The sequence below is a fragment of the Aeromonas sp. 600276 genome (genome assembly GCF_049175815.1).
GTDB classification, from domain to species: domain Bacteria; phylum Pseudomonadota; class Gammaproteobacteria; order Enterobacterales; family Aeromonadaceae; genus Aeromonas; species Aeromonas dhakensis.
This window is the reverse complement of the sequence record NZ_JAAKVU010000002.1, coordinates 30374-54732: the sequence shown is the minus strand read 5'-3', so window position 1 is coordinate 54732 and position 24359 is coordinate 30374. Positions and strand designations below refer to the sequence as shown.

General features: G+C 61.0%; 22 protein-coding genes. 15 read left to right on the top strand and 7 right to left on the bottom strand.

Going from position 1 to position 24359, the window contains the following annotated elements:
• The first annotated feature begins 343 nt into the window (after positions 1–343).
• The 4 genes from map to G5134_RS02370 all read left to right on the top strand — a co-directional run bounded on the left by map (position 344) and on the right by G5134_RS02370 (position 5378).
• Positions 344–1132, top strand: a complete 789-nt coding sequence (gene map / locus G5134_RS02385; RefSeq protein ID WP_005303471.1) for a type I methionyl aminopeptidase — start codon at positions 344–346, stop codon at positions 1130–1132.
• Positions 1133–1217: 85 nt separating this feature from the next.
• Positions 1218–3854, top strand: coding sequence for a bifunctional uridylyltransferase/uridylyl-removing protein GlnD (gene glnD, locus G5134_RS02380; RefSeq protein WP_065018156.1), 2637 nt, complete (start codon positions 1218–1220; stop codon positions 3852–3854).
• Positions 3855–4038: 184 nt separating this feature from the next.
• On the top strand, positions 4039–4866 hold the full coding sequence (gene dapD, locus G5134_RS02375) for a 2,3,4,5-tetrahydropyridine-2,6-dicarboxylate N-succinyltransferase (protein ID WP_005303473.1): 828 nt from the start codon (positions 4039–4041) through the stop codon (positions 4864–4866).
• A gap of 128 nt (positions 4867–4994) precedes the next feature.
• Entirely contained in the window at positions 4995–5378 is a 384-nt protein-coding gene (locus G5134_RS02370; RefSeq protein ID WP_005303475.1) for a DUF3461 family protein, read from the top strand.
• A gap of 162 nt (positions 5379–5540) precedes the next feature.
• Here G5134_RS02370 and ptsG read toward each other — a convergent pair whose 3' ends face one another.
• The 6 genes from ptsG to G5134_RS02340 all read right to left on the bottom strand — a co-directional run bounded on the left by ptsG (position 5541) and on the right by G5134_RS02340 (position 11929).
• The gene (gene ptsG / locus G5134_RS02365; protein ID WP_005303477.1) at positions 5541–6971 is read right to left on the bottom strand and encodes a PTS glucose transporter subunit IIBC; all 1431 of its coding nucleotides are present in this window, start codon (positions 6969–6971) and stop codon (positions 5541–5543) included.
• Positions 6972–7403: 432 nt separating this feature from the next.
• Positions 7404–8273 (bottom strand): MalM family protein, encoded by an 870-nt coding sequence (locus G5134_RS02360; protein ID WP_231939794.1) that lies wholly within the window; start codon positions 8271–8273, stop codon positions 7404–7406.
• Positions 8274–8455: 182 nt separating this feature from the next.
• Positions 8456–9730 carry a maltoporin gene (locus tag G5134_RS02355; protein ID WP_026140943.1) on the bottom strand — a complete coding sequence of 425 codons (1275 nt, stop codon included), beginning with the start codon at positions 9728–9730 and terminating at the stop codon, positions 8456–8458.
• Between the two features lie 528 nt (positions 9731–10258).
• Complete coding sequence (locus tag G5134_RS02350) at positions 10259–10699, bottom strand: flavodoxin (protein ID WP_065018154.1); 441 nt, start codon at positions 10697–10699, stop codon at positions 10259–10261.
• A 70-nt stretch (positions 10700–10769) separates the two neighbouring features.
• Positions 10770–11597 (bottom strand): tRNA pseudouridine(65) synthase TruC, encoded by an 828-nt coding sequence (gene truC, locus G5134_RS02345; RefSeq protein ID WP_197495623.1) that lies wholly within the window; start codon positions 11595–11597, stop codon positions 10770–10772.
• Positions 11594–11929, bottom strand: a complete 336-nt coding sequence (locus G5134_RS02340; protein WP_005303485.1) for a YqcC family protein — start codon at positions 11927–11929, stop codon at positions 11594–11596. The genes truC and G5134_RS02340 overlap by 4 nt, the downstream gene beginning before the upstream one ends.
• Positions 11930–12150: 221 nt before the next feature.
• Here G5134_RS02340 and G5134_RS02335 point away from each other — a divergent pair, with 221 nt between their 5' ends.
• The 5 genes from G5134_RS02335 (at position 12151) to G5134_RS02315 (ending at position 15013) form a co-directional block, all read left to right on the top strand.
• Positions 12151–13179, top strand: a complete 1029-nt coding sequence (locus G5134_RS02335; RefSeq protein ID WP_065018153.1) for a DUF3549 family protein — start codon at positions 12151–12153, stop codon at positions 13177–13179.
• Positions 13180–13245: 66 nt separating this feature from the next.
• Complete coding sequence (locus G5134_RS02330) at positions 13246–13545, top strand: DUF3301 domain-containing protein (RefSeq protein ID WP_005303488.1); 300 nt, start codon at positions 13246–13248, stop codon at positions 13543–13545.
• A 57-nt stretch (positions 13546–13602) separates the two neighbouring features.
• The gene (locus G5134_RS02325; RefSeq protein WP_005303490.1) at positions 13603–13839 is read left to right on the top strand and encodes a DUF2789 domain-containing protein; all 237 of its coding nucleotides are present in this window, start codon (positions 13603–13605) and stop codon (positions 13837–13839) included.
• A gap of 88 nt (positions 13840–13927) precedes the next feature.
• A complete protein-coding gene (locus tag G5134_RS02320; RefSeq protein ID WP_017787787.1) occupies positions 13928–14224 on the top strand; it encodes a DNA-binding protein in 297 nt (98 codons plus the stop codon).
• Positions 14225–14227: 3 nt separating this feature from the next.
• Positions 14228–15013, top strand: coding sequence for a Zn-ribbon-containing protein (locus G5134_RS02315; RefSeq protein ID WP_042009249.1), 786 nt, complete (start codon positions 14228–14230; stop codon positions 15011–15013).
• A 69-nt stretch (positions 15014–15082) separates the two neighbouring features.
• Here G5134_RS02315 and syd read toward each other — a convergent pair whose 3' ends face one another.
• A complete protein-coding gene (gene syd, locus G5134_RS02310) occupies positions 15083–15631 on the bottom strand; it encodes a SecY-interacting protein (RefSeq protein ID WP_010634792.1) in 549 nt (182 codons plus the stop codon).
• A 158-nt stretch (positions 15632–15789) separates the two neighbouring features.
• On the opposite strand from syd, the gene queF reads away from it, so the two are divergent.
• The 6 genes from queF (at position 15790) to G5134_RS02280 (ending at position 24337) form a co-directional block, all read left to right on the top strand.
• The gene (gene queF / locus G5134_RS02305) at positions 15790–16638 is read left to right on the top strand and encodes an NADPH-dependent 7-cyano-7-deazaguanine reductase QueF (RefSeq protein WP_065018152.1); all 849 of its coding nucleotides are present in this window, start codon (positions 15790–15792) and stop codon (positions 16636–16638) included.
• 137 nt (positions 16639–16775) lie between these two features.
• Complete coding sequence (locus tag G5134_RS02300; RefSeq protein WP_043171957.1) at positions 16776–19046, top strand: hypothetical protein; 2271 nt, start codon at positions 16776–16778, stop codon at positions 19044–19046.
• Positions 19047–19136: 90 nt separating this feature from the next.
• A complete protein-coding gene (locus tag G5134_RS02295) occupies positions 19137–20744 on the top strand; it encodes a GGDEF domain-containing protein (RefSeq protein ID WP_206865672.1) in 1608 nt (535 codons plus the stop codon).
• A gap of 150 nt (positions 20745–20894) precedes the next feature.
• Positions 20895–22250: a nucleotide 5'-monophosphate nucleosidase PpnN gene (ppnN, locus tag G5134_RS02290; RefSeq protein ID WP_005303505.1), complete on the top strand. Its 1356-nt coding sequence runs from the start codon at positions 20895–20897 to the stop codon at positions 22248–22250.
• Between the two features lie 129 nt (positions 22251–22379).
• Positions 22380–23183 carry a flap endonuclease Xni gene (gene xni / locus G5134_RS02285; RefSeq protein ID WP_373360308.1) on the top strand — a complete coding sequence of 268 codons (804 nt, stop codon included), beginning with the start codon at positions 22380–22382 and terminating at the stop codon, positions 23181–23183.
• A gap of 146 nt (positions 23184–23329) precedes the next feature.
• Complete coding sequence (locus G5134_RS02280; protein WP_421231848.1) at positions 23330–24337, top strand: isocitrate dehydrogenase; 1008 nt, start codon at positions 23330–23332, stop codon at positions 24335–24337.
• The last annotated feature ends 22 nt before the right edge of the window (positions 24338–24359 follow it).

The window sequence follows — 24359 nt, the reverse complement described above, 5'->3', positions numbered from 1 at the left end:
GGTTAGGCCTCCACACATCCCATATAACCGACCCGTTAAGGCACCCCGGCATATGTGTCGATGTGTGTGTGTTGTTTAAGTAAGGGTGATGGTACGGGGAGACAAGTTCCCCATTCCGGCGCGCTTTATACCATAACTTTGGTCAGGACACCACCAGCCGCACCGCTAAAAATGGATCCCTGCCGAGCAGGTTGCGGCACCGATTTGACGCTGTGATGACAATCACACTGGAAGTAAACGGGGGTTGGGGATAAAATTTTGGCCTGATTGCAAACGCATCTATTTTTCATTACCTGATTGCCGGACATCACAGGATGCGCGGTCAGGTCCCAAGAGAGATCCCATGTCCATTAAAATCAAGACACCGGAAGAGATTGAAAAGATGCGCGTTGCCGGCCAACTGGCCGCCGATGTGCTGGTCATGATCGCCCCCCACGTCAAGGCGGGCGTCACCACCGACGAACTGAACACCATCTGCCACAACTACATGGTCGACGTGCAGCAGGCCATCCCTGCCCCGCTCAACTACCATGGCTTCCCCAAGTCCATCTGCACTTCGGTGAACGATGTGATCTGCCACGGTATCCCGAACCACAAGAAGCTGCGCGAGGGTGACATCATCAACCTCGATATCACCGTCATCAAGGATGGCTACCACGGTGATACCTCCGCCATGTTCATCGTGGGCGAGACCACCCCGCTGCGCCGCCAGCTCTGCAAGGTGGCTCAGGAGAGCCTCTACGCCGCCATCAAGCAGGTGCGTCCGGGCATGTGCATCACCGAGATCGGCGCCGTGATCCAGCCCATCGTCGAGAAGGCCGGTTTCTCCGTGGTACGTGACTACTGCGGTCACGGTATCGGGGCCGAGTTCCACGAAGAGCCGCAGATCCTGCACTACCGCAACGGCGGCAAGCTGGAGCTCAAACCTGGCATGTGCTTCACCATCGAGCCCATGGTCAACAGCAAGAAGTACCACTGCAAGGTCAACCCGAAAGATGGCTGGACCGTGACCACCAAGGATGGCGGCGACTCCGCCCAGTGGGAGCACACCCTGCTGGTGACCGAGGATGGCTGCGAGGTGCTGACCCTGCGCCCGGACGACACTATCGACCGTCTCATCAAACACGGTTAACATCAAACCCCGGCCCCTCGCCGGGGTTTTGTTTTTATCAGCCGCAGGCCCCGCACGGCGGTCTGCGACAAGAGTGTGAGACGCCATGGACGCCAGCCTGCTTTCCCCCCACCTGCTGCCCGATGATCAGCTCACCCGCGAGAACTGCAAGGAGTACCTGAGCCGTTTTCTCGGCTGGCTGCACGCCCGCTTCGACGCCGGTGACAACATCATCGAACTGGTGGCCACCCGCTCCGAATACATGGACCAGCTGCTGACCCGGCTGTGGCAGAAATTCGGCTTCGACAAGACGGAGCTCACCCTGATCGCGGTGGGTGGCTATGGCCGCGGCGAGCTGCACCCTCACTCCGACATCGATCTGCTGGTCCTCTACGAAGGGGACGAGCTGGACGAGGTGCTGGGGCTGCGCATCGGCGAGTTCATCACCCTGCTGTGGGATCTCAAGCTGGAGGTGGGCCAGGCGGTGCGCAACGTGCGCGAGTGCATCGAGCAGGGGCGCGGCGACATCACGGTCGCCACCAACCTCATCGAGGCGCGCTACATCACCGGCCGCGAGGCGGGCTTCCAGCAACTCAAGGAGGCCACCGGCCCCCAGCACTTCTGGCCGAGCGAGCAGTTCTTCAAGGCCAAGCGCGAAGAGCAGGCCCAGCGCCACCAGCAGTTTCTCGGCACCGCCTACAAGCTCGAACCGGATCTCAAGTGCAATCCGGGGGGGCTGCGCGACATCCAGACCCTGGCCTGGGTGGCCCGCCGCCACTTCGGCGCCACCACCCTGTTCGAGATGACTAGCCACGGTTTTCTCAACCGGGCCGAGTATCGTGAACTGCTCGACTGCCAGAATTTCCTCTGGAAGGTGCGTTTCGCCCTGCACATGGCCATCAACAAGGGCGACAACCGGCTGCTGTTCGATCGCCAGCGCACCGTGGCCCAGATGCTGGGCTTCGAGGGGGAAGGCAACGCCCCGGTCGAGCAGATGATGAAGCGCTTCTATCAGACGGTGCGACGGGTCTCCGAGCTCAACGAGATGCTGCTGCAGCTGTTTGACGAGGCGATCCTCGGCAACACCGCCATGGACGTGCGCCGCCTCTCCGACGAGTTCCAGCTGCGCGGGCGCCTCATCGATGCGGTGGATAGCGAGCTGTTCGGCCGCGATCCCGCCGCCATCCTGCGCCTCTTCTACCAGATTGCGCAGCACCCGGAGATTGCCGGCATCCACTCCGCCACCTTGCGCCAGCTGCGCGAGGCGCGCCGCAAGCTCAACTGCTGGCTGCAGGATCTGCCGGAGTGCCGCCGCCTGTTTATGGCGCTGTTGCGCCACCCCAACGGCATCGGCCAACCCCTCAGCCTGATGCACAAATACGGGATCCTGGCCGCCTACCTGCCGCAGTGGAACCTTATCGTCGGCCAGATGCAGTTCGACATGTTCCACGCCTACACGGTGGACGAGCACACCCACCGGCTGCTCAAGAACATCCACCAGTTTCCCAACCCGGCCAGCCGCCAGACTCACCCGCTCTGCCACGAGGTGTTCACCCGGCTGCGCAAGCCGGAGCTGCTCAGCATCGCCGCCCTGTTTCACGACATCGCCAAGGGGCGGCGCGGCGATCACTCCGAGCTCGGCGCCGTCGATGCGCTGGAGTTCTGCCAGTTGCACGGTCTGGATCGCTACGAGAGCCGGCTGGTCGCCTGGCTGGTGCGCCACCACCTGCTGATGTCGGTCACCGCCCAGCGCCGCGACATCTACGACCCGGACGTGGTCACCGACTTTGCCCAGAAGGTGCGCGACGAGCAGCACCTCGACCTGCTCTACTGCCTGACCGTGGCAGATATCTGCGCCACCAACGACACCCTCTGGAACGACTGGAAGGGCACCCTGCTGCGCGAGCTCTACTTCGCCACCCAGAAGGCCCTGCGCCAGGGGCTGGAGAACCCGCCTGACATGCGCCTCAAGATCCGCGAGAACCAGCGCCAGGCCAAGCAGTTCCTGGCCCAGCGCGACGTGCCGGAAGAGGCCATCAACCAGCTCTGGAGCGATTTCAAGGCCGACTATTTCCTGCGCCACACCCCGGAGCAGATCGCCTGGCACTGCCGCAAGATCATCGAGCACGGCGACAACCCGACGCCGCTGGTGATCATCGGCAAGCACCCGACCCGCGGCGGCAGCGAGGTGTTCATCTACTGTCGCGACACCCCGAATCTGTTCGCCACCGTGGCCTCGGCGCTGGATCAGAAGAACCTCAACATCCACGACGCCCAGATCATGAATTCGCGCAGCGACTACGTGCTCGATACCTTCGTGGTGCTCGAGCCCAACGGCGAGCCCATCAGCCCCAACCGCACCGCCACCATCAAGAAGGCGCTGGAGAAGGCGCTGCAGGAGCCGGGCAAGCTGGTGCTGCGCAGCAAGCCCCTGTCGCGCCGCCACCGCCAGTTCAGCGTACCGACCCGGGTGGTGTTTCTGCCCCACAAGGGGGAAAGCCGCCACACCCTGCTGGAGCTGACCGCGCTCGACACCCCGGGTCTGCTGGCCCGCATCGGCGCCGTGTTCCAGCAGTGCGGCCTGTCGCTGCACGCCGCCAAGATCACCACCATCGGCGAGCGGGTGGAGGACTTCTTCAGCCTCACCACTCTGGCTGGCGAACCCCTGACCCAGACCGAGCAGCAAGCGCTGGAGGAGCGGCTGGTCAATCAGCTCAACCCTGTGGAGAGCGCTGAACGTTAGGCCCATGGCACCCCGGACCGGCCTCACAAGACCCCGTTTATCAGCCTGATTTTTCAGTCAGAACAAGTGGTTGGGCCACTCTAGTACAATAAATCGCCGTTCTTGTGAAGAAATCGGCCAGGGCCCTTAAAAACAGTTGGAAAAGTGTGATACAACAAACGGAATTTTTTAAAGGAAACCTGTCATGACCGAGTTGCAACAGATCATCGAAGCGGCCTTCGAGCGCCGTGATTCCATCACTCCCGGCTCCGTCGATGCCGCCACCAAGGCCGCCATCCTGCAAGCCATCGACCTGCTGGATTCCGGCAAAGCCCGCGTCGCCGAGAAGATTGCCGGCGAGTGGGTGGTGCACCAGTGGTTGAAGAAGGCGGTGCTGCTCTACTTCCGCATCAATGACAACGGCATCATCAAGGGCGACGATGCCCAGTACTACGACAAGGTTCCCCTCAAGTTCTCCGACTACAGCGCCGAGCAGTTCAAGGCCGCCGGTGTGCGTGTCGTACCGCCAGCTACCGCCCGCAAAGGCTCCTTCATCGCGCCCAATACCGTGCTGATGCCCTCCTACGTCAACATCGGCGCCTTCGTCGATGAAGGCACCATGGTCGACACCTGGGCCACCGTGGGCTCCTGCGCCCAGATCGGCAAGAACGTTCACCTCTCTGGCGGCGTCGGCATCGGCGGCGTGCTGGAGCCGCTGCAGGCCAACCCGACCATCATCGAGGACAACTGCTTCATCGGTGCCCGCTCCGAAGTGGTGGAAGGGGTGATCGTCGAGGAAGGCTCCGTCATCTCCATGGGCGTCTTCATCGGCCAGTCCACTCGCATCTATGACCGTGAAACCGGCGAGATCCACTACGGCCGCGTGCCGGCTGGCTCGGTGGTCGTCTCCGGCTCCCTGCCCTCCAAGTGCGGCAAGTACAGCCTCTACGCCGCCGTCATCGTCAAGAAGGTGGATGCCAAGACCCGCGCCAAGGTCGGCATCAACGCCCTGCTGCGTTCCATCGACGAGTAAGCGGTTTTGTTGTGATTTAAAAGGGCGCCTGATGGCGCCCTTTTGATTTTGGCGCCCCTGTCACAGGCAAGCCACACCGGCTCGGTTAAGATAGACGTGACAGGATCGTTTCAAACCGAGGAAGCCTGATGTACGAGAATCTGAAGAGCCTGGGGATCCAGGATCCCGCCTCCGTCGACAGCTATACCCTGCGCCAGGAGGCCAACCACGACATCCTCAAGATCTACTTCAAGAAGCAGAAGGGCGAGTTTTTCGCCAAGAGCGTCAAGTTCAAATACCCGCGCCAGCGCAAGACCATGCTGGTCGATTCGGGCACCCATGAGTACAAGGATGTCACCGAGATCAACGCCAATCTGAAATACGTGGTGGACGAGCTCGACAACCTGACCCAGGGCGTGCACGTGCAGGCCGACCCGGACATCAAGCAGAAGATCTTGCGCGACCTGCGTCACCTGGAAAAAGTGGTGCAGAACAAGATCAGCGAAATCGAGCGGGATCTGGAAAAGCTCTAAACCGGTCTGATGCAGCAAAGGCGCCCACGGGCGCCTTTTTCATTGGGTCACACCAGACAGGCGCCATCAGGCTAGCCCCGCACATGCCCCGCCGCCCAAACGCGGCCCAGCAAAAAGGGAGGCTTGCGCCTCCCTTTTCGGAACTCGGAATGAAAGCAGGGATTAGTTGCTCTTCATCCAGATGTCCATGTCGGTTTTCAGGTTGTCGGACTTGGTACCGAAGATGGCTTGTACGCCAGAACCTGCAACCACCACACCGGCGGCGCCCAGTTTCTTCAGCCCGGCCTGGTCAACCTTGGCCACATCCTTCACGCCGACACGCAGACGGGTGATGCAAGCGTCCAGAGAAGCGATGTTCTCCTTGCCACCGAAGGCAGTGACCAGTGCGGCAGACATCTCGTCCTTGCTCTGACCAACGCTCTCTTCAGCAGTTTCGTCTTCACGACCCGGGGTCTTCAGGTTCATGGCACGGATGACCACGGTGAAGACCACGTAGTAGATGACGGCATAAACCAGACCCAGGCCCACCAGCAGCAGCATGTGATCGGCACGCGGGGATTGCACCACGAAGTCGATGAAGCCGTTGGAGAAGGTGTGGCCGTGTACCACGCCCAGGGAGTTGGTCAGCACGTAGGCCAGACCGGCCAGCACGGCGTGGATGGCGTACAGTACCGGGGCGATGAACAGGAAGGAGAACTCGATAGGCTCGGTGATACCGGTCAGGAAAGAGGTCAGGGCGGCAGAGGCCATGATACCTACGATCTTGGCGCGGTTTTCCGGCTTGGCGGAGTGCGCGATGGCAAACGCGGCGGCAGGCAGACCGAACATCTTGAACAGGTAGCCACCAGCCAGCTGACCGAAGCCGTTGCCGGCAGCGCGGGAGGCGTCGTCAGCAGTCAGGAAGCAGGTCATGATGCCGTGTACGGTTTCGCCAGCGGCGTTGACACAGGTACCAGCCTGATAGAAGAACGGCACGTTCCAGATGTGGTGCAGACCGAACGGGATCAGGGAGCGTTCAACCACGCCGTAGATACCGAAGGCCAGTACCGGGTTCTGGTTGGCAGCCCAGTCGGAGAAGGCACCGATGGCGGCACCTACCGGCGGCCAAATCACGGACAGGATCACGCCCAGACCGATGGAGACGAAACCGGTGATGATCGGCACAGCGCGCTTGCCGGCGAAGAAGCCCAGGTACTCGGGCAGCTGGATCTTGTAGAAGCGGTTGAACGCCCAGGCGGCCACGCCACCGGCGAGGATACCACCCAGTACGCCGGTCTCGATGGTCTCGACGCCCATCACGGGAGCCATCACCTTCAGGGTGGCGCTCATGATGCCGTAGCCAACGATGGCAGACAGGCCGGATACGCCGTCGTTATTGGTAAAGCCGAGTGCCACGCCCACGGCGAACAGCAGGGCCATCTGACCGAATACGGAACCACCGGCCTGCTCCATCAGCTGGGAGACAATTTCCGGCAACCAGCTGAAGTGGGCAGCACCCACCCCCAGCAGAATACCTGCAACGGGCAAGACCGATACTGGCAGCATCAGCGCCTTACCGACCTTTTGCAGATTAGAGAAAGCATTTTTTAACATGTGTGCGCTCCTGAATGGAATGTCTTACCGTAGACGCTTCAGTCCAATTTATAGACGACCAAGAACATCATCTCTCATCGGCATGAATTCGACGCGGGTTTGTTTATTTTGACCAGCTGAATATAACCCAGCAGATCGCAAATATCTTCCATCAGGGGTAAGCGAATAAAAAATTTGGAGGGGAGATCACAAGATAATTTCGGCGGGAATTTTCAGCTAATTACAGCTATATTTCGGCATCTTCATGCTAAACCAGAAATATGAAAAGTGCTGTTTCGCATTGTATTTTAGCCAATCAAAACAATACACCATGAAACGCAATGTAACTTAATGTAACCATTTGCTGTTTTTTCTATTTTAGTCTACCGATTAAAAAGGCCTCCAACAAGGGAGGCCTCAAATAAATATTATCTTTTAAAGACCGGACGATATTCAGCCTTTCTGGGAACGCTTAACCGCATCCACAAAGACCGATTTCGCCTTGGTCGAACCTGCCCGTTCCGCTTCGCTGACCAGTCTCATCGCCTTGTCGATGTCACCGGCTTTCACCGCGTTCTCGATCTGGGATTGATAGAAGGCCTCGGTTTCGCTCAGCATGGGGGCACTGCTCTTGACTGCGCCGGCGGTCGCCAGGGGCACGACAAGCTTGTTTGGTGCCGTGTTGACTACCGGGGTGTTGGCATCAATCACATCCTGATAGACGGGCTTGTAATAGTTGCTCTCGGTTTTGACGCCACTCAAGTCCTCCACAGAGAGGCTGACCACGCCCCAGGGGGAGTGCGGAATGACGGGGTCTTTTTCGCCATAATCAACCACCCCCAGCGACTTGGTCATCAGCTTGGAAGGGCTCAGAATGGTGGTTGTTTTGTCCAGACCACTCTGGTCTGTGTAGATCACCATGTAACTTTCGTTATTGGGGTTACCGACATAGGAGCGATCCACGGTAAACACGGCTTCCATGCGATCCCCCTGCAGCATGCGTGCAGGCTCGTACTTGAACACGTCGCTGCCCAACTTGCGGGTCACATTGAATTTGGAATCAAGCATCAAGACGGTCGGGTTGAACAGCGATTTGTCGATCAAGCCATCAACCGTGATGCGCAGGTCACCGGAGTTGACCGGCAAGCGGAAGGCTGCGAAGTGGCTTTTCCCTTCGCTGAAAGCGTAAACGGGGGAGCTGCCATCAATGGGGATAAGCTTGGTTGCGCCCGGTTGTATGTCCTGAAACGGCAGACTGGAGACATCGCGACAGCAGCTGCTAACCGTAGCCAATTGGCTCATCGCAACGTCGCGATTTCCCATGATGGACTTGAACTCCTGAGTCGGCGCTACCGTCGTTTCCAACGTGGCGCACCCACCCAGCACAACAGAACAGAATACAGTCAAGGCTAATCTGGAATATCTCATCGCGTGACCCTAAGAAACGTGTTGTAAAAAAAGAGCCCCCGTCATGCGGGGGCACTTGCAGTCATGACGTCAACAGATTACCACCAAGCTTCAGCTTGAACACCGAAGTTCCAGGAATCGTCCTGTTTCACGCCATTGGCATCCGGGCGGAACTGGCCGTCAGAATCCAGGTAAGAAGCATAGACGCGGATTTCCGGACGGGCCCAGAAGCTGGAACCTGCGGACCAGGCCTGAGCCAGGGTGTATTTCTTGCCGATGGTGCTGGTTTCGGTGCCATTGTTCGGCTTGTAGCTGTCATGGTGATAGCCAAGCTCGGCGATGGTCTTCATGGTGTCATTCCACTTGTACATCGGGCGAACGACAACGGAGAAGGTGTCTTTGTCAACGCTGTCATTCTCGAGGTCACTGGCAGTACCGTAAACCAGCTGGTGACCAAACTCGACCTTGTCGCCAACCGGCAGCACGCCCCAGTTGATGAATCGCCAGCCATCGCCCTTGGCGGCAGATTGGCTCAGGCCGCTGCCAGAACCGCTACCGTAGTCAACAGCCTGAGAGGCATAACCGTCGGCGAAATACTGAACCACGGTCTTGTTGAAGCCACCCAGCATGGATTGGGTCAGCTCGGCGGTCAGCATGTGGCCGTTTTTCTCGTAATCCTTGTTGCCCAGAGCCGCTTTCTGCTCATCGGTCAGGTTGCCGCGGGCGTAGTCATAGCCCAGCTCCAGGGAGCCGTCTTGCCACAGCGGGATACCAGCATAACGCAGGTCCAGTACGTCGGTATCAACACGCTTGTCGACACCAACACCACCTACAAACTGATCGTAATCTTCCCACGGGTCGTTACGCAGCCATGCAAAGGAGAGCTTGCCCGGACCAGCCTGGATGTTTTCTACACCAGCACCGGCACCAGACACATCCCAGTAGTAGAAGTCGGAGATGTGGATGTCGTGACGTTGATAGTAACGCTTACCGGCCCACAGGGTAGCTTCCGGTGCGAAGCCCAGCACGCCCTTGGCCTGGACGTTGAATTGGCGCAGAGCAAAGTCGGCATCGCTGCCGCTGGTGCTTTCCCAGTCACGACCCTGCTGACCTGCCACCATTGCAAACATGGAGTCTACGTAGAAGGACTTGCCGTCCTTGTTGTAAGCCTCTTGACCCAGTTGAACTTCGCCGTAGGTCTCGGCTTCGTTGCCCAGACGACCGACTTTCGCCTTGGAATAGGTTTGCAGGCCGCCGTTATCGGAAGTACCGACACCGGAACGCATGTAGCCGTGGAAATCAACGGCGAAGGCGGCTTGGGAAGCCAGGGCTGCGGTTACTGCTGCAGCGATCGGGAGCCACTTTGCTTTCATTTTCATTTTCCTTATTCCCGCTGTGAGGAGTGTGATCCTGAATATCCAAGTTCTTATCACCGTAAAAACGTTTGGGTGATAACCGAGGCCGATTATAGGTAGCCAATTTCGGGACAAACATGAGCTGATTCACAAAATGGCGACAAATCGCCCAGCATTGGCCGCAGAGGGTTTTATGGGATGGATAACCGTAAATTTATGCAACAACTCACTATTCACTATGGTTGAAATGCAAAAAGATCCACCATGAAACCGCTACCAACAATTAATTCGCTTCGAAGATTAAGTGATAAACATTCAAATTGATGACAAAAACATGACTGAAATCGCTTTCAATGGGGAACTTTTAAATTTGCGGCATGTCAGCTGGCGCCGAAATAAATCACTGAGCAAACAAGGAACGGCTTGAAAAATAACCGGAGAAATAGCGGGAAAATATGGCCAGTTGAGACTGGCCTGCCCCACAAAATAAATATCCCCGCCAGACGGACTGAACGGGGATCTATAAGTGATGAAAAAGAGTGGTCGCTAGAGTTTATTTAGCCAGTCATTGAGCCAGGCCAGCGCCACTTTTTCCGGCTCATCGTCGACGGTGGCATCTATTTCCAGGCGGGGCAGCAGAGGGCTGGCGCCAAGCTCCTGCAGCAGTCCATCGAGGTGGCGACCGGCGCCGCAGAAGTGCTCATAGCTGCTGTCACCCATGGCGATGAGGGCATAACGCCACCCTTTCATATAGGGGGCTCGATCAGCCAGGGCAGTAGCCAGTGGTTGCAGATTGGGCGGAATGTCGCCCTGGCCGGTGGTGGCGGTGATGACCAGCAAGAATCGACTCGCATCCAGATCTTCCAGCTCGGCCTCCTCGAACACCCGGCAGCCGTGCCCCGCCTGTTCCAGCCGCGCAGCCAGCGTCTCGGCCACCAGCATGGCAGCCCCGTACACGGTTCCCACCACTATATCTATCTGCACCATCACGACCCCCTTTGACCAACATGGATGCCCAGCATGCCACAGCGCGGAGTCAGGCAACACCCCGAACGCCTCAGTAGTCGCTCTCGCTGGCAGGCCAGCCCAGTGCGGCAAAAAGCTGCAGCACGTGTGGCCCCAACGGGGCCTGGATGCGCATCGGCACCTTCAGCACCGGGTGCTGAAAGCTGAGGGTGCGGGCCACCAGCAGCAGGCGATCGCAACCATAGTGCTCGCGAAAGAAGCGGTTGTGGCGGCCATCGCCGTGGGTGGTGTCACCGACGATGGGGTGAAACAGATGATCGAGATGGCGGCGCAGCTGATGCTTGCGACCCGTCTTGGGGAACAGCCGAACCAGGCTGTAGCGACTGGTGGGGTGTTTCTTGGAAACCGCATGGGGCAGCTCGACCTGATGCAGGCGACGAAACGCGGTCACCGCCTCCTGGGCCGGACGATCCGGATCGCTCATGGCATCGGCGATCTTGTCCAGTTGCTCCTTGAGGGGGTAGTCGATCACCCCCTGCTCCGGAGCCCAGCCTCGCACCAGCGCCAGATACTCCTTGTGGACCTGACGGGCGGCAAAGGCCTCGGTCAGGGTACGGGCCACGGCAGGATCGAGGGCAAACAGCAGCACCCCCGAAGTGGGTCTGTCCAGCCGATGTACCGGATAGACGTGACGACCGCCGATGAGATCCCGGGTCATCTGCATGGCAAAACGGGTTTCTGCCTTGTCGAGCCAGCTGCGGTGCACCAACAGACCGGAGGGCTTGTTGACCGCCACCAGCCAGTCATCCTGGTAGAGCAGGGTCAGCTTCATCTCGCCGTCGTCTTGAGTGGTGCAAGCATAGGAGCCGTCACCCGTCTGCGTTTTCTTCTGATGGCCCTGGGTCTGCTCGCTCATCATTGTTCGACCACTTTGCCGGAGAGCAGCAGATCGAAGCGGGCGATCAGGCGCAGCAGGGCTTCGACCTCGGCCAGCTCTTCCTTGTAGACTTCACTGGCCATGGGATAGAGAGAGACGCTGCTGGGCAGCGGCGCCTGCAGCAGCACCAACTGCTCCATGCGCGGGATCAGCACGAACTGCAGCCACTGATCGAAGCTCAGGGTATCGACGCAAAACGGCAGCTCGCTGGCCAGAGCCTCTTCCCCCGGATGGGTCGCTTGCCAACGTTCCAGACGTTGCAGTTCAGCGGTCAGTTCGCCCAGCAGGCCGGCTACCAGCAGATATTGATTCATTGCGCTCTCTTCCTCATCACCACATCCCCGGTTCGCGGTTCAGTCAACAGCAAACCGGGCTTTGCAAAAAAGGGCGCTACTATACACCCTCTCCCCCGCTCTCTACCATGCCCCCGGCGGCCATCCGTACGGGTCGCCGCCGGCCGCAACACGCCTCCCCGCTGGCTATCTTGTGCCAGCGCCTTATAATCGGCCCGCATCACCCTTAGCCGGATCACCTCATGTCCACCATCAATACTCTGACTGACTTTCTGACCCAGGCCGATACCCAGTTTCAGCTGTTCGACATGGGCCGCCAGGTGCGGCCGCTGGCGAGCGACACCTTCGTGCGCATCGAGCAGCAGCAGGAGCCCTATCCCTGGCCCCTGCAGCAGCACGCCTGGCTCGGCGTCCACTTCTTCCAGCCGGCCGAATCGCGCCACTACCTCTGGTTCCTCAAGTTTGCCCTCGACGAGCGCGGTCTGCTCATCTCGAGCGGCCCCAAACACTTCATGGATCAGGTGGTGGAGACCCTGGGCTACAAGCTGACCGGCGAGCTCGATGAGGAGAAGGCCCAGCGGCTGGCTGAGAATCCCTACACCTTCCGCCCGGCCGAAGCCAAGATGGCCAGCCTGCACGCCAAGCTTGCCCGCCAGCTGGAGCAGGCCCCGTCCGCCTATTACGACGGGCTCTGCCACTACCTGTCCGCCCCCTCTCCCGAGGGGTGGCAGACCCTCGGCGTACAGGGCTTTGCCGATCTGGCGGAGCGGCTGCAGGATGAGCGCAACCTGGCGCTGGTGTGCAAGGCACTGCCGAAGCTGCCGCAAGAGCCGCTCTATGCCCTCTGCCAGAGCCTGGAGAACGCCCCGCTGCCGCCGGCCGTACAGGGCGCCCTGTTCGAGCGCATCGGCAAGGAGCAGGAGTGCGCCGAGCCCAACGCCGAGACCCTGGCCTACCTGTGTCGGGCGCTGGCCTCCTGCAACGGCAGCAGCATGCGCACCAACAAGCTGCTGACCCTGCTGCAAACCCAGCCGAGCCCGGCCCTGCTGCTGGCCATCGCCGGTCGGCTCTGGCCCGATCTGAAGGATGCCACCCTGCTCAGTCTGTTCCTGGAGCAGCTGGCCCTGCAGCCGACCCAGTTCTTCAATCAGGTATTTGCCGAACTGGTGACCCTGCCGGCCCTGCGCAATGATATGCTGGCCAGACTACGCGACCCCGAGCGCAGCGACGCCCTGGGCCAGGCCATCGGCCGCCTGTTCGCCTCGGCCTGATGATAGCGGCGCCCGCCCCCTGGCGGGGCGCCACCCGACACGGACACACCGCAAAAGGAGCCCGCGATGGGTGAAGTGCTCGCCATCTTGCTGCTGACCCTGGGTGCAGGTGCCTTCTGGCACCAGCGGCGCCAGGCCGAACTCGCCTGGCAATACATGCGCCGCTACTGCCAGCATCACGACCTGCAACTGCTGTCGCTGGCACGCAGCCACCGGGCGCTGGCCCACCAGCCGCTGCGCCTGCTCACCTATTACGAGTTCGAATTTTCCAGCGATGGCGAGAGCCACTACCTGGGGCAACTGCGCATGCAGGGGCTGCAGGTGGTCGGCGTTGACCTCCCGCCACATCGGGTACCCAGCCTGTAAATCTCCCGCCTCGGGGCGAGCCTATACTGTTCTGGAATGTCTTTTCGGAGAGATGAGATGGAGTTCCTGACCCACGATCTGGCCGCCCTGTTTGCCCAGCTGGGGCTGGCCAACGACGAGCTGAGCCTGCACCGCTTCATTCACGAGCACCGCCTCGACAACCAGACCCTGCTGCCGGAAGCCCCCTTCTGGACCAGCGCCCAGGCCAATTTTCTGCGCGATGCCCTGTGGAACGATTCGGACTGGTCGGAAACCATCGACGAGCTGGACGTACTGCTGCGCCGGCACGATTGACCCGCTTCCCGCTTTTCAGTCTCCCGCGCTTTGGTTAAGCTCTGTGCCCCGTCCAGCCCCAATATCCCCATGCCGTGCAGGAGCACTCATGTCAGCCCAAGAGATCATCCGCATCGCCAATGAACTGGCGGCCAAGGGCATCGCCCCCACCACCGCCATGGTCAAGGCCCGCCTCGGCCAGCCCGTTCCCATGGCCGAGCTGCTCAAAGTGCTGAGCCAGTGGAAGCAGCAACCCGCAGCCGCCCCGGAAGTCGCAAGCCCGGCGCAGGAAGCCCCCGCTCCCGCCGCCGAGCCTACCCTGCTGCAGCTTGCCGAACGGCTCGAACGTATCGAACGCAAAGTGGATCGGCTGACCGAACTGCTGCTCCAGCAGGGGAAGTCGTGAACCATGTACATCCTCGAACTCTGCTTTGAGTGCTACCGTGACACCTCGCTGGGCGAGGCCGAGCGAGCCATCGTCAACTACCTCGACATGCTGCGCTATCAGGGCCAGATCCTCGGCCGGGAGTTCCCCACCAGCATGCACGAGGGCTACTTCGTCAGCCGGGTGGTCTGCCCGGAGCAGGACAGCCTGCACCCCGACAACCAGAGCGAACAGGTCAAGCTGGCGGAGCAGGGCCTGCACCAGGCCGGGCTGCTCGCCCCCAAACTCCACCTGCAGGGGGCGGACCTGCTCTCTGACAGCACCGACCCCTGCGGCCATGATGGCGAGCGCCCCAGCTGGATGCTGCTCTATACCAGCTTCCTGCACACCTGCTCGCCGCTGCGCTGCGGCGATCACTTCGCCCCCATCCCGCTCTATCGGCTGCCGGCCGTCGCCAACGGCGACCACAAGCAGATCATCAAGTGGCAGGAGGATTGGGAGGCGTGCGATCAGCTGCAGATGAACGGCTCCATCGCCGAACATGCGGCGCTGCACGAAATCGGTGAGGTGGGCAGCCGGCTCCAGCGCCGTGGCAGCGATCTCGGCAAGCGGCTGGAAGCCCTGACCGGCATCCCCACCTACTACTACCTCTACCGGGTAGGTGGCCGCAGTGCGGCCGAGGAGAAGGCCCGCCCCTGTCCGGGCTGCGGTGGCGAGTGGGCGCTGGCCGAGCCCTTGCACGAGATCTTCGACTTCAAGTGCGATCCCTGCCGGCTGGTCGCCAACCTCTCCTGGGATTTCAAGGACTGAGCCCGGCGGTGAACCAAACAAAAACGCCTTGCCGGTCGGCAAGGCGTTTTTCATTGTGGCTAACGCCGCTTATTGCGGCAGGGTCTCCAGCCGCTCCAGGAACGCGGGCAAAGAAGGCGCCAGCACCAATCGGCGGCCCGAGTCGAGCCACTCCAGCCACACCTGACCACTCTCGTTGTCAAGCGATACCAGCGTCATCTCGTTGCGGGTGGTGGCGATGAACAAAGAGGGTGAGCGCTTCAACTTGCGCAGCATCAGCAGGTGGCCGATGAGGTTTTCCTTGAGCAGGTCGAGATCCGCCTCGTTCCAAGGCAGCACAAACTCGAGCCGCAGCCCCTTGTAGAGGCAGGGCACAGGGCGGCTGAACCAGCCACCAAACAGGGCCTGCGCGGCCGGGTGCAGGGTCAGCTCGAGCGCCTCGTTCATCGCCGTGAAATCGGCGGGCTCGGTGCGCCGATGCGGGCGCCAGGCGACCCGACCTTCCTTAGGTTCATCCAGCTCGCAGGGGGAGCGCCAGTCCGCCTCCCACTCGCACAGGGGCAGCCCTCGCCTCGCCTCGCCGTCGCGCTGCCAGCGCAAAAAAAAGTGTTCCAGGGCAGACAAGACTTGATCCGACATCGAAATTCCCCACAATTGCTGCCAAAGTCCGCTATTGCACCATCAAAGCCATGAGCAGACAAGGTGAAGCGCGGATCGCCAGCCGGCACTCCCCGCCTTGCCACCCCAAGCGGGGCCCATGCCTCTGCCATCGCCCATTCAACGTTCGAGTCACACAGATGAGCAAACAAGATAGATACGCCGGCGCCAGCGCCCTGCAGGGGCTGAGCCTGGGCCAGCAATCGGCCTACATCAGCCAGTACACCCCGGCCCTGCTGCAGCCGGTGCCCCGCAGCCTAAACCGCGACGACCTCGGTCTTGGCGGCGAGCTGCCATTCCAGGGCTGCGATGTCTGGACCCTGTACGAGCTCTCCTGGCTCAATGCCAAAGGCAAGCCCATGGTCGCCGTCGGCGAGGTCTCGGTGCCTGCCACCAGCGCGAACCTCATCGAATCCAAGTCGTTCAAGCTCTATCTCAACTCCTTCAACCAGACCCGCTGCGACTCGCTGGAAGCGGTGCAGGCCATGCTGGTCAAGGATTTGAGCGCCTGTGCCGGCAGCGATGTGAGCGTCACCCTGTTCCCGCTGGTCCAGGCTCCGCACCACATTGCCGCCCTGCCGGGCGAGTGCATCGACGAGCAGGATATCGAGGTGGACCGCTACGAGTTCGATGCCAACCTGCTGCAAGGTGCGGCCGGCAGCCAGGAGGTGGAGGAGACCCTGCACAGCCATCTGCTCAAGTCCAACTGCCTGGTGACCAGCCAGCCGGACTGGGGCTCCGTGGTGATCCACTATCGCGGCCCGCAGCTGGACCGGGAAAAACTGCTGCGCTACCTCATCTCGTTTCGCCAGCACAACGAGTTCCACGAGCAGTGCATCGAGCGGATCTTCACCGATCTCAAGCACTTCTGCGCACCGAGCCAGCTGACCGTCTACGCTCGCTACACCCGCCGCGGCGGCCTGGACATCAACCCGTTTCGCAGCGACTGGGAAGTGGTGCCGGCCAACCTGCGCCTGATCCGGCAATAATTCGCAGGCCCTGCCCCCGCAGCTCTGCGCCGCCAGCGCCCGGATAACGGGGCTGGCGCGCAATCTGTCAGTAAACTCTGGACGCACGGGGGCGGGCTTGGATAACATGCCCTCACTCCCGTGCTGCCCTTAATCCAATGAATCAACTGTTTTTTCTGGCAATGATGATGTCCTCCCTGTCCGCTCCTGATCTGGATCTGGCCAAGGAGCAGTTGTCCATCGATCTGCAACAGGCCCAGACCCTGGTGCTGACCGATCCTGCCAGATGCGTGCAGATCACCTCCGCCTTCCTTGCGCGCACGGCCAATAATCCCAAGCAAATCATCAGCAATCGCCAAGAGTACGGCTACCGTGAGCCGCTGTTGAGCTATGGCACCGCCGCCCAGGCCACCGGCGCCCACCTGCTCAAGGGGGAGTGCCTGCTGCAACTGGGCCAGTTCCAGGCCGCCCAGAAGTCCCTCGATCAGGGCATCGCCATGGCGGCCAAGGAGCAGCAGCTGGAGCTGCAGGCCCACGGCCTCTACCTCAAGATCCGCAGCCAGAACCTGCTGGAACGCTCCCACGGTGCCAGCAGCGGCCTGCTTGGTCAGCTGGAGACCCTGCTCAGCACCCCCAGCCTGAAAGAGAGCCAGCTGCAGGTTTACAGCCGGCTGCTGCGCACCAATGCCAGCATAGAGGCGCACCAGTTCGACGAGGCCAAGCGCCAGCTGGCCGAAGCCCGCCGCTGGGCGGATCAGACCAAGAACCCGCTGGCCAGCGCCTGGGTCAGCGCGGTGAGCGGCGATCTCTACCACGCCCTCAAGCAGCCGCAGCTCTCGCTGGGCGACTACATCGATGCCCAGCAGCAGGCCAGAGGCCTGCAGGATCCCCTCTTCCTCGGCCTGCTGTCGAACCAGATAGTGAACCTCTATGAAGAGGAGCAGGAGCCGCAGAAGGCGCTGCAGTATGCCAATGAGGCCGCCAACTACTTCCACGCCCTCGGCAACCCCTCCCTGCTGAGCGACGCCCTCATCGTGCTGGCCCGCCTCAACCGGGAGCAGGGAGAGATGAACATGGCGCTGGTCTACTTCTTCAACGCCCTGGATCTGCTGGACGAGGGCACCAACCGCACCCGCATCGCCAACCTCAAGTACGAAATAGGCAAAACCTATCTGGAAACCGGCAACCTGACCCTGGCCCGCAACTACCTCACCGCGGCCCGCCAGTCCCACGAGCTGGGGGATGACAAGGAGCCGCTGATCGACACCCTGCTGCTGCTGGGCGAGCTGCACCTCAAGCAGAAGGAGGCGGGCATCGCCATCCTGCAGCTGGAGAACGCGCTGGCGCTGGCCAACCAGATCGGCGACACCCAGCGCCAGTTCGAGATCTTCCGTCTGCTCTCGGCGGCCTACGAGCAGAAGGGCTATCTGCAGCAGGCACTGGAGAGCTACAAAAACTTCCACCAGCGCAGCGAGCAGGTCCGCCAGCAGCAGGTCGATCTGGAGCAGGAGGCGATCCGCGACAACTACGCCCAGGTGGAGCGTGAACAGCAGATCAAGGAGCTGGAGCAGCAGCTCAGCACCAGCAAGCATCAACAGGATCGCTACCTCTGGTCGAGCGTGATAACCGGCCTGCTGCTGACCCTGTTCATCTACCTCTTCTTCACCCTCTGGCTCAAGTTGCGGGTCGCCCGCCTGCAGGGCAAGCAGCTGGGCGAGGCGCTGCTGCTCGAGCCGCGCACCGGGCTGGCCAACTGGCAGCGACTGATGAGCCGCTGGCCACGGGAGATGGCCAAGCGCCAGCAGCGCTCCGAGCGCTGGTATCTGAGCGAGCTGCCCAGCAGCGAATTTGACGACAAGCTGCACTACCTGCTGTTTCGGGTCCCCTTCCTGGTCAACAGCCTGGAGCAGCACGGCTACCAGGTGAGCCGCGAGATAGAGCAGGCCTTCGGTGCCTACGTCAACGGCCTCACCCCGCAGGATGGCCGCATCTACGACCTTCGCGAAGGTCATCTGCTCTATGTGGTGCCCCAGCGTCATGTGGAGGATCTGCACCGGCTGGCCCGCGAGCTGCTCGCCGCACTGGCCGAGTTCCCTTGCCAGCATCCGCTCGATCGCCACATCAGCCTCGGCATCGTCAGCCACCCCTTCCTGCCCAAGGCGGCCACCGCCCTCGATCATCACGGGCTGTTCGACCTCTGCTATCTGGCGCTGGCAGGAGCCATTCAGCTCAGTGAAAAATCCCAGCAAAGCGTCTGGTTGGAGCTGGCTGCCATCGATTGCCAGCAGGCCGCATTTTTTAATGGGGATGTGTGGCAATGCTGCTTGATGGCAATTGACAAGGGACTGGTAAAAGTAAATTCTTCTCATGAAAAGCAATGGGTTAATTGGCTTCAACTTTCACGGAAGAGAGTGCCGGTTGATCAGTGACGAATAGATAATCAACTGGGTCTGGAACTGGGTTCGACCGCTGTTGCTATCCAACACAACAACGATAATGACAACAGGGCGACCTGAATAATGAATGATATCGCTGCCGTAGCCGGACAACTGGCCAGACTCAGGGAATCCCTTCAGCAAAAACAGCTGGAGCTGGACGGCATTGTCTCCTTCTCCGATACCGAGCGCGCCCGCAGCATCCAGTTCATCGCCAAGCTGATGCAGGCCTGCCGCGGTCACGACCGGGAGCTGGACAACAAACTCGCCAAGCTCAAGCAGAAACTCGACGGCAACCCGCCGCTCTCCTCCCTCGACGCCGATCTCGCGGTCATCGAGAAGCTGCTGCAGCAGCACGGCAACGCGCTGGAAGAGTCCATCTCCCTGACCAGGTCCGCCATCGAACTCGGCTCCAAGCAACTCAAGGCCATCAAGGGCTTCCCGGAAGATACCCGCAAATCCCTCAAGGAGTTTCTGGCGAGCCCGGATGGCTATGGCATCGGCGATCACCAGAAGAAGGTGATCCGGCTGCTGGAGTTCTACCAGCAGGCCATCAAGATCCAGCTGCTGCCCAGCCAGCCCCTGCTGGCCCAGAGCAGTCAGCCTGAGGTGGTCACCGATCTGGCCGCCCCTGAGCCGGATGCCCCCTTTGACGTCAAGATCCACGCCCACATCGCCGACGAGCTGCAGCGGCTCATCACCGAGCTCGACTTTGCCGGTGCGGTGGGCGAGAGCCTGGCGGACATTCGCCGCCAGTTACTCAATGGCATCACCCCTCCCCTGCTGGCCGAGATCTGCCTGCAGGTGATCGAGCTCATCATCGAGGGCACCCGCGAGGAGCGCAAAGCCTCCCAGGCGTTTCTCAGCACCCTCAACGAGAGCCTCTCGGCCGTCCACTTCAGCTTCACCGAATCCCTCGACGAGGGGCGGGCCCTGCAAAGTGCCACCCTGGATACCCGCAAGGCCATCGACCAGGAGCTCAAAGCCATCGACCATACCCTGGCCAGCCATGACACCCTGGGCGACCTCAAGGAGGCCATCTCCGGTCACATGGGCGCCATCAGCCTGCTGCTGCAGGACAGGGAAGCCATGGCCGCCCGCGAGCGCCACCTGCTGACCCGCCTCTCCACCATGGAGGCCAAGCTGCGACTGATGAAGGAGGAGACCGCCGAGTACAAGAAGCGGCTCACCATCCAGAAACACAAGCTGTTCCTCGACAGCCTGACCCAGGTGCACAACCGGGCGGCACTCGACGAGCGGCTCGAGCTCGAATACAAGCGCTGGCTGCGCTACGGCACCCCGCTGTGCCTGGCCATCATCGACATCGACCACTTCAAGAACATCAACGACAACTACGGCCACATGGCCGGCGACAAGGCGTTAAAGGTAGTGGCCAAGGCGCTGCAGGGGGCCCTGCGCGATACCGACTTCATCGCCCGCTTCGGCGGCGAGGAGTTCGTGGTGTTGCTGCCGAACATCAACCCGGACAAGTATCAGAAACCGCTGGAAACCTTGCGCCAGACCATCAAGAGCATTCCGTTCCGCTTTCGGGATGCCAGGGTCGAGATCACCATCTCCATCGGCGCCACCCTGTTCAGGGAGGGGGACCACACCACGGATGCATTCGAGCGGGCCGACAAGGCGCTTTACAGCTCCAAGCACTCGGGTCGGGATCAGGTGAATCTGGCCTGACGAGCGCCTAAAAAAGCAGCAAACGCACTTTCCCCCTATTCCCCTGCCCCACCGCTTGCAACTACTATCAAATTCAAGGGATGCCACAGGGCATCCCGTTTTCTCCCCAGGGAAAAGCACAACGATAACAAGAGAGTGAAAGGGGAACATATGATTACGCACATCAATCCAGTCGGCAGCATGGACTTGCTGTCCCAGCTCGAGGTGGACCGCCTCAAGCAAACCGCCTCCAGCGATATCTATCAACTGTTTCGCAACTGCTCGCTGGCGGTACTCAACTCCGGCAGCCATACCGACAGCTCCAAAGAGATACTGGAGCGCTTCAAATCCTTTGATATTCATGTGATCCGGCGCGAGCGCGGGGTCAAGCTCGAACTGTTCAACGCCCCCGAGCACGCCTTCGTCGATGGCGAGATCATTCGCGGCATTCAGGAACACCTCTTCTCCGTGCTGCGCGACATCCTCTATGTGTCGACCCAGCTGGAGTCGAACCGGCTGGTCAACCTCACCAGCTCCACCCACATCTCCAACGTGGTGTTCGCCATCCTGCGCAACGCCAAGGCGATCCTGCCCGGCGCCGACCCCAATCTGGTGGTCTGCTGGGGCGGCCACTCCATCAACGAGATCGAGTACCAGTACACCCGTGCGGTCGGCAGCGAGCTGGGACTGCGCGAGCTCAACATCTGTACCGGCTGTGGCCCGGGCGCCATGGAGGGCCCGATGAAGGGGGCCGCCGTCGGCCACGCCAAGCAGCGGGTGCGCAACGGCCGCTACATCGGCCTCACCGAACCCTCCATCATCGCCGCAGAGCCGCCCAACCCCATCGTCAACGAGCTGGTGATCCTGCCGGACATCGAGAAGCGGCTGGAGGCCTTCGTGCGCCTCGGCCACGGCATCATCATCTTCCCGGGCGGGGTCGGCACCGCCGAAGAGCTGCTCTACCTGCTTGGCATCATGATGCACCCGGCCAACGAGCGGCAACCCATGCCCATCGTGCTGACCGGACCGAAAGAGAGTGCCGACTACTTCCGCGCCATCGATGACTTCGTCAAGGCGACCTTGGGGGAAGCGGCCACCAGCCTCTACCGCATCATCATCGGCGATGCCCCCGAGGTGGCCCGGGTGATGAAGGAGGCGATGCCGAAGATCCGCGAATACCGCAAATCGGTAGGGGATGCCTACTCCTTCAATTGGTCCCTCAAGATCGAGCCGGAATTCCAGCTGCCGTTCGAACCGGATCACGCCAACATGGCCAGCCTGGATCTGCACCGCAACCAGCCGCCCCAGCTGCTGGCGGCCAACCTGCGCCGTGCCTTCTCCGGCATCGTCGCCGGCAACGTCAAGGAAGGGGGTATCCGCGCCATCGAGAAGAAGGGTCCTTTCAAGATCCATGGTGACAAGGAGCTGATGCACCTGATGGACAAGCTGCTGGAGAGCTTCGTCAAACAGCAGCGCATGAAGCTGCCGGGCAGCCAGTATGTGCCCTGCTACGAAATCGTGCGCTGACGGGCAGCACAGATGAAACGAGGGGCGCATGGCGCCCCTTTTTTGTTGCGGCCTGCCCTTCGGCCATCAATCCCCCATTGAGCCCGCTGGTTTGTTACAATGGGACGTTCCGACTGCCAAGAGTGCCCCATGTCAAACCCAAGGCCACACCTGCTCATCATCGATGCCCTCAACCTCATCCGCCGGCTGCACGCAGTGCAGGCTCAGCAGGCGCTGACTCCGGCCCAGGCGTTGATCGCCACCCGTGCCAACCTCATCAATACCTGCCGCAAACTGCTGGCCGGCAGCGATCCGACCCACGTCATCGCGGTGTTCGATGGCGAGGTGCACAGCTGGCGCAAGGAGGTCTATCCCGCCTACAAGGAGGGGCGCACGCCCATGCCGGCCGAGCTGCGCGAAGGGTTGAACGAGCTGCAGGATGCCTTCTGGGAGTGCGGCGTCGATGCCCTGCTCTCCCAGACCGACGAAGCGGACGATCTCATCGCCACCCTGGCCAGCGGCATTGCCCAGCACGGTGCCAGCGCCACCATCATCTCCACCGACAAGGGCTTCTGCCAGCTCATCTGCCCGCAGATCCGGATCCGCGACTACTTCAACAAGCGCTGGCTGGATGCCGCCTTCGTCGAGCAGCAATACGGGGTGACCCCGGCCCAGCTGGTGGACTTCTGGGCCCTGACCGGCATCGGTGGCTCCAACATCAAGGGGGTGCCCGGCATCGGCCCCAAGACCGCCACCCAGCTGCTGCAGCAATACGGCGATCTCGCTGCCATGCTGACCGCCTGCCAGCAGGAGGACGCCGCCAAGCCTTTGCTCAAGCTGCGCCAACACCAGGATGAGGCCCTGCTGGCCCAGCGACTGGTACGGCTGCAGCGGGACATCCCCCTTGGCTTCAACCTGCGGGAGATCCGTTATCCGCCCGCCCCGGATGCCTGATGACGCTATCTCGCCAAGCATGACCGGACTCACTCTCGCTGTTGACAAAAACAGATAGAATGTAAAGAAACATGGAGGGTTAGGTGGAGAAATGGTATAAAACCGCCGAATCCTCCCCCTCTGTTCCCTAGAAGTGGATACGTCTCATGTCAAAAAGAAAAATTACCGTCATCCCGGGCGACGGCATCGGCCCCAGCATCATCGAATCCGCCATCCAGATCCTGACCCACGCCGGCTGTGACTTCGAATACGAATACGCCGACGCCGGTCTGGTGGCGCTGGAGAAACACGGCGAGCTGCTGCCCCAGGCCACACTCGACCTGATTGAGAAGAACAAGGTCACCCTGAAGGGCCCCCTCACCACCCCGGTCGGTGGCGGTTTCACCTCCATCAACGTCTCCCTGCGCAAAAAGTTCAACCTCTACGCCAACGTGCGTCCCGTGCTCTCCTTCAAGGGCACCCGCAGCCGTTACGACAACATCGACATCATCACGGTGCGTGAAAACACCGAAGGCATGTACTCGGGTGCCGGTCAGAAGCGCAGCGATGACAACCAGAGCGCGGAGGCGATGAGCATCATCACCCGCGAAGGGGCCAAGCGCATCGTCAAGTTCGCCTTCGAGCTGGCCCGTCAGGAAGGGCGCAGAAAGGTCACCATCATCCACAAGGCCAACATCCTCAAGTCCACCTCCGGTCTGTTCCTGGAAGTGGCCCGTGAGGTGGCCAGCCGCTACCCGGACATCCAGAGCGAAGAGATGATCGTCGATGCCGCCTGCATGAACCTGGTGATGTACCCGGAGCGCTTCGACGTCATGGTCACCACCAACCTGTTCGGCGACATTCTCTCGGATCTGTGTGCCGGTCTGGTCGGCGGCCTCGGCATGGCGCCGGGCGCCAACATCGGTGATGGCGCCGCCATCTTCGAAGCGGTGCACGGCTCTGCCCCGGACATTGCCGGCAAGAACATCGCCAACCCCACCTCGGTGATCCTCGCCTCCATCCAGATGCTGGAGTATCTGGGTATGCAGGACAAGGCCGAGCGCATTCGCGAAGCGGTGCGCGCCACCATCGAATCCGGCGACCGGGTGACCCGGGATCTGGGGGGCAGCGCCTCCACCAGCGAGTTCACCCAATCCATCATCGATCGTTTGTAATTGGTGCCAACTTGTTGATTTA

Excerpts from the sequence above, each read along its gene's own strand:
- glnD (WP_065018156.1), top strand. The coding sequence starts at position 1,218 with ATGGACGCCAGCCTGCTTTCCCCCCACCTGCTGCCCGATGATCAGCTC.
- G5134_RS02355 (WP_026140943.1), bottom strand. The coding sequence starts at position 9,730 with ATGAAAGCAAAGTGGCTCCCGATCGCTGCAGCAGTAACCGCAGCCCTG.
- syd (WP_010634792.1), bottom strand. The coding sequence starts at position 15,631 with ATGTCGGATCAAGTCTTGTCTGCCCTGGAACACTTTTTTTTGCGCTGG.
- ptsG (WP_005303477.1), bottom strand. The coding sequence starts at position 6,971 with ATGTTAAAAAATGCTTTCTCTAATCTGCAAAAGGTCGGTAAGGCGCTG.
- G5134_RS02315 (WP_042009249.1), top strand. The coding sequence starts at position 14,228 with ATGTACATCCTCGAACTCTGCTTTGAGTGCTACCGTGACACCTCGCTG.
- G5134_RS02325 (WP_005303490.1), top strand. The coding sequence starts at position 13,603 with ATGGAGTTCCTGACCCACGATCTGGCCGCCCTGTTTGCCCAGCTGGGG.
- map (WP_005303471.1), top strand. The coding sequence starts at position 344 with ATGTCCATTAAAATCAAGACACCGGAAGAGATTGAAAAGATGCGCGTT.
- G5134_RS02280 (WP_421231848.1), top strand. The coding sequence starts at position 23,330 with ATGTCAAAAAGAAAAATTACCGTCATCCCGGGCGACGGCATCGGCCCC.
- G5134_RS02330 (WP_005303488.1), top strand. The coding sequence starts at position 13,246 with ATGGGTGAAGTGCTCGCCATCTTGCTGCTGACCCTGGGTGCAGGTGCC.
- queF (WP_065018152.1), top strand. The coding sequence starts at position 15,790 with ATGAGCAAACAAGATAGATACGCCGGCGCCAGCGCCCTGCAGGGGCTG.
- G5134_RS02350 (WP_065018154.1), bottom strand. The coding sequence starts at position 10,699 with ATGGTGCAGATAGATATAGTGGTGGGAACCGTGTACGGGGCTGCCATG.
- truC (WP_197495623.1), bottom strand. The coding sequence starts at position 11,597 with ATGATGAGCGAGCAGACCCAGGGCCATCAGAAGAAAACGCAGACGGGT.
- G5134_RS02370 (WP_005303475.1), top strand. The coding sequence starts at position 4,995 with ATGTACGAGAATCTGAAGAGCCTGGGGATCCAGGATCCCGCCTCCGTC.
- xni (WP_373360308.1), top strand. The coding sequence starts at position 22,380 with ATGTCAAACCCAAGGCCACACCTGCTCATCATCGATGCCCTCAACCTC.
- G5134_RS02335 (WP_065018153.1), top strand. The coding sequence starts at position 12,151 with ATGTCCACCATCAATACTCTGACTGACTTTCTGACCCAGGCCGATACC.
- ppnN (WP_005303505.1), top strand. The coding sequence starts at position 20,895 with ATGATTACGCACATCAATCCAGTCGGCAGCATGGACTTGCTGTCCCAG.
- G5134_RS02295 (WP_206865672.1), top strand. The coding sequence starts at position 19,137 with ATGAATGATATCGCTGCCGTAGCCGGACAACTGGCCAGACTCAGGGAA.
- dapD (WP_005303473.1), top strand. The coding sequence starts at position 4,039 with ATGACCGAGTTGCAACAGATCATCGAAGCGGCCTTCGAGCGCCGTGAT.
- G5134_RS02360 (WP_231939794.1), bottom strand. The coding sequence starts at position 8,273 with ATGGGAAATCGCGACGTTGCGATGAGCCAATTGGCTACGGTTAGCAGC.
- G5134_RS02300 (WP_043171957.1), top strand. The coding sequence starts at position 16,776 with ATGAATCAACTGTTTTTTCTGGCAATGATGATGTCCTCCCTGTCCGCT.
- G5134_RS02320 (WP_017787787.1), top strand. The coding sequence starts at position 13,928 with ATGTCAGCCCAAGAGATCATCCGCATCGCCAATGAACTGGCGGCCAAG.
- G5134_RS02340 (WP_005303485.1), bottom strand. The coding sequence starts at position 11,929 with ATGAATCAATATCTGCTGGTAGCCGGCCTGCTGGGCGAACTGACCGCT.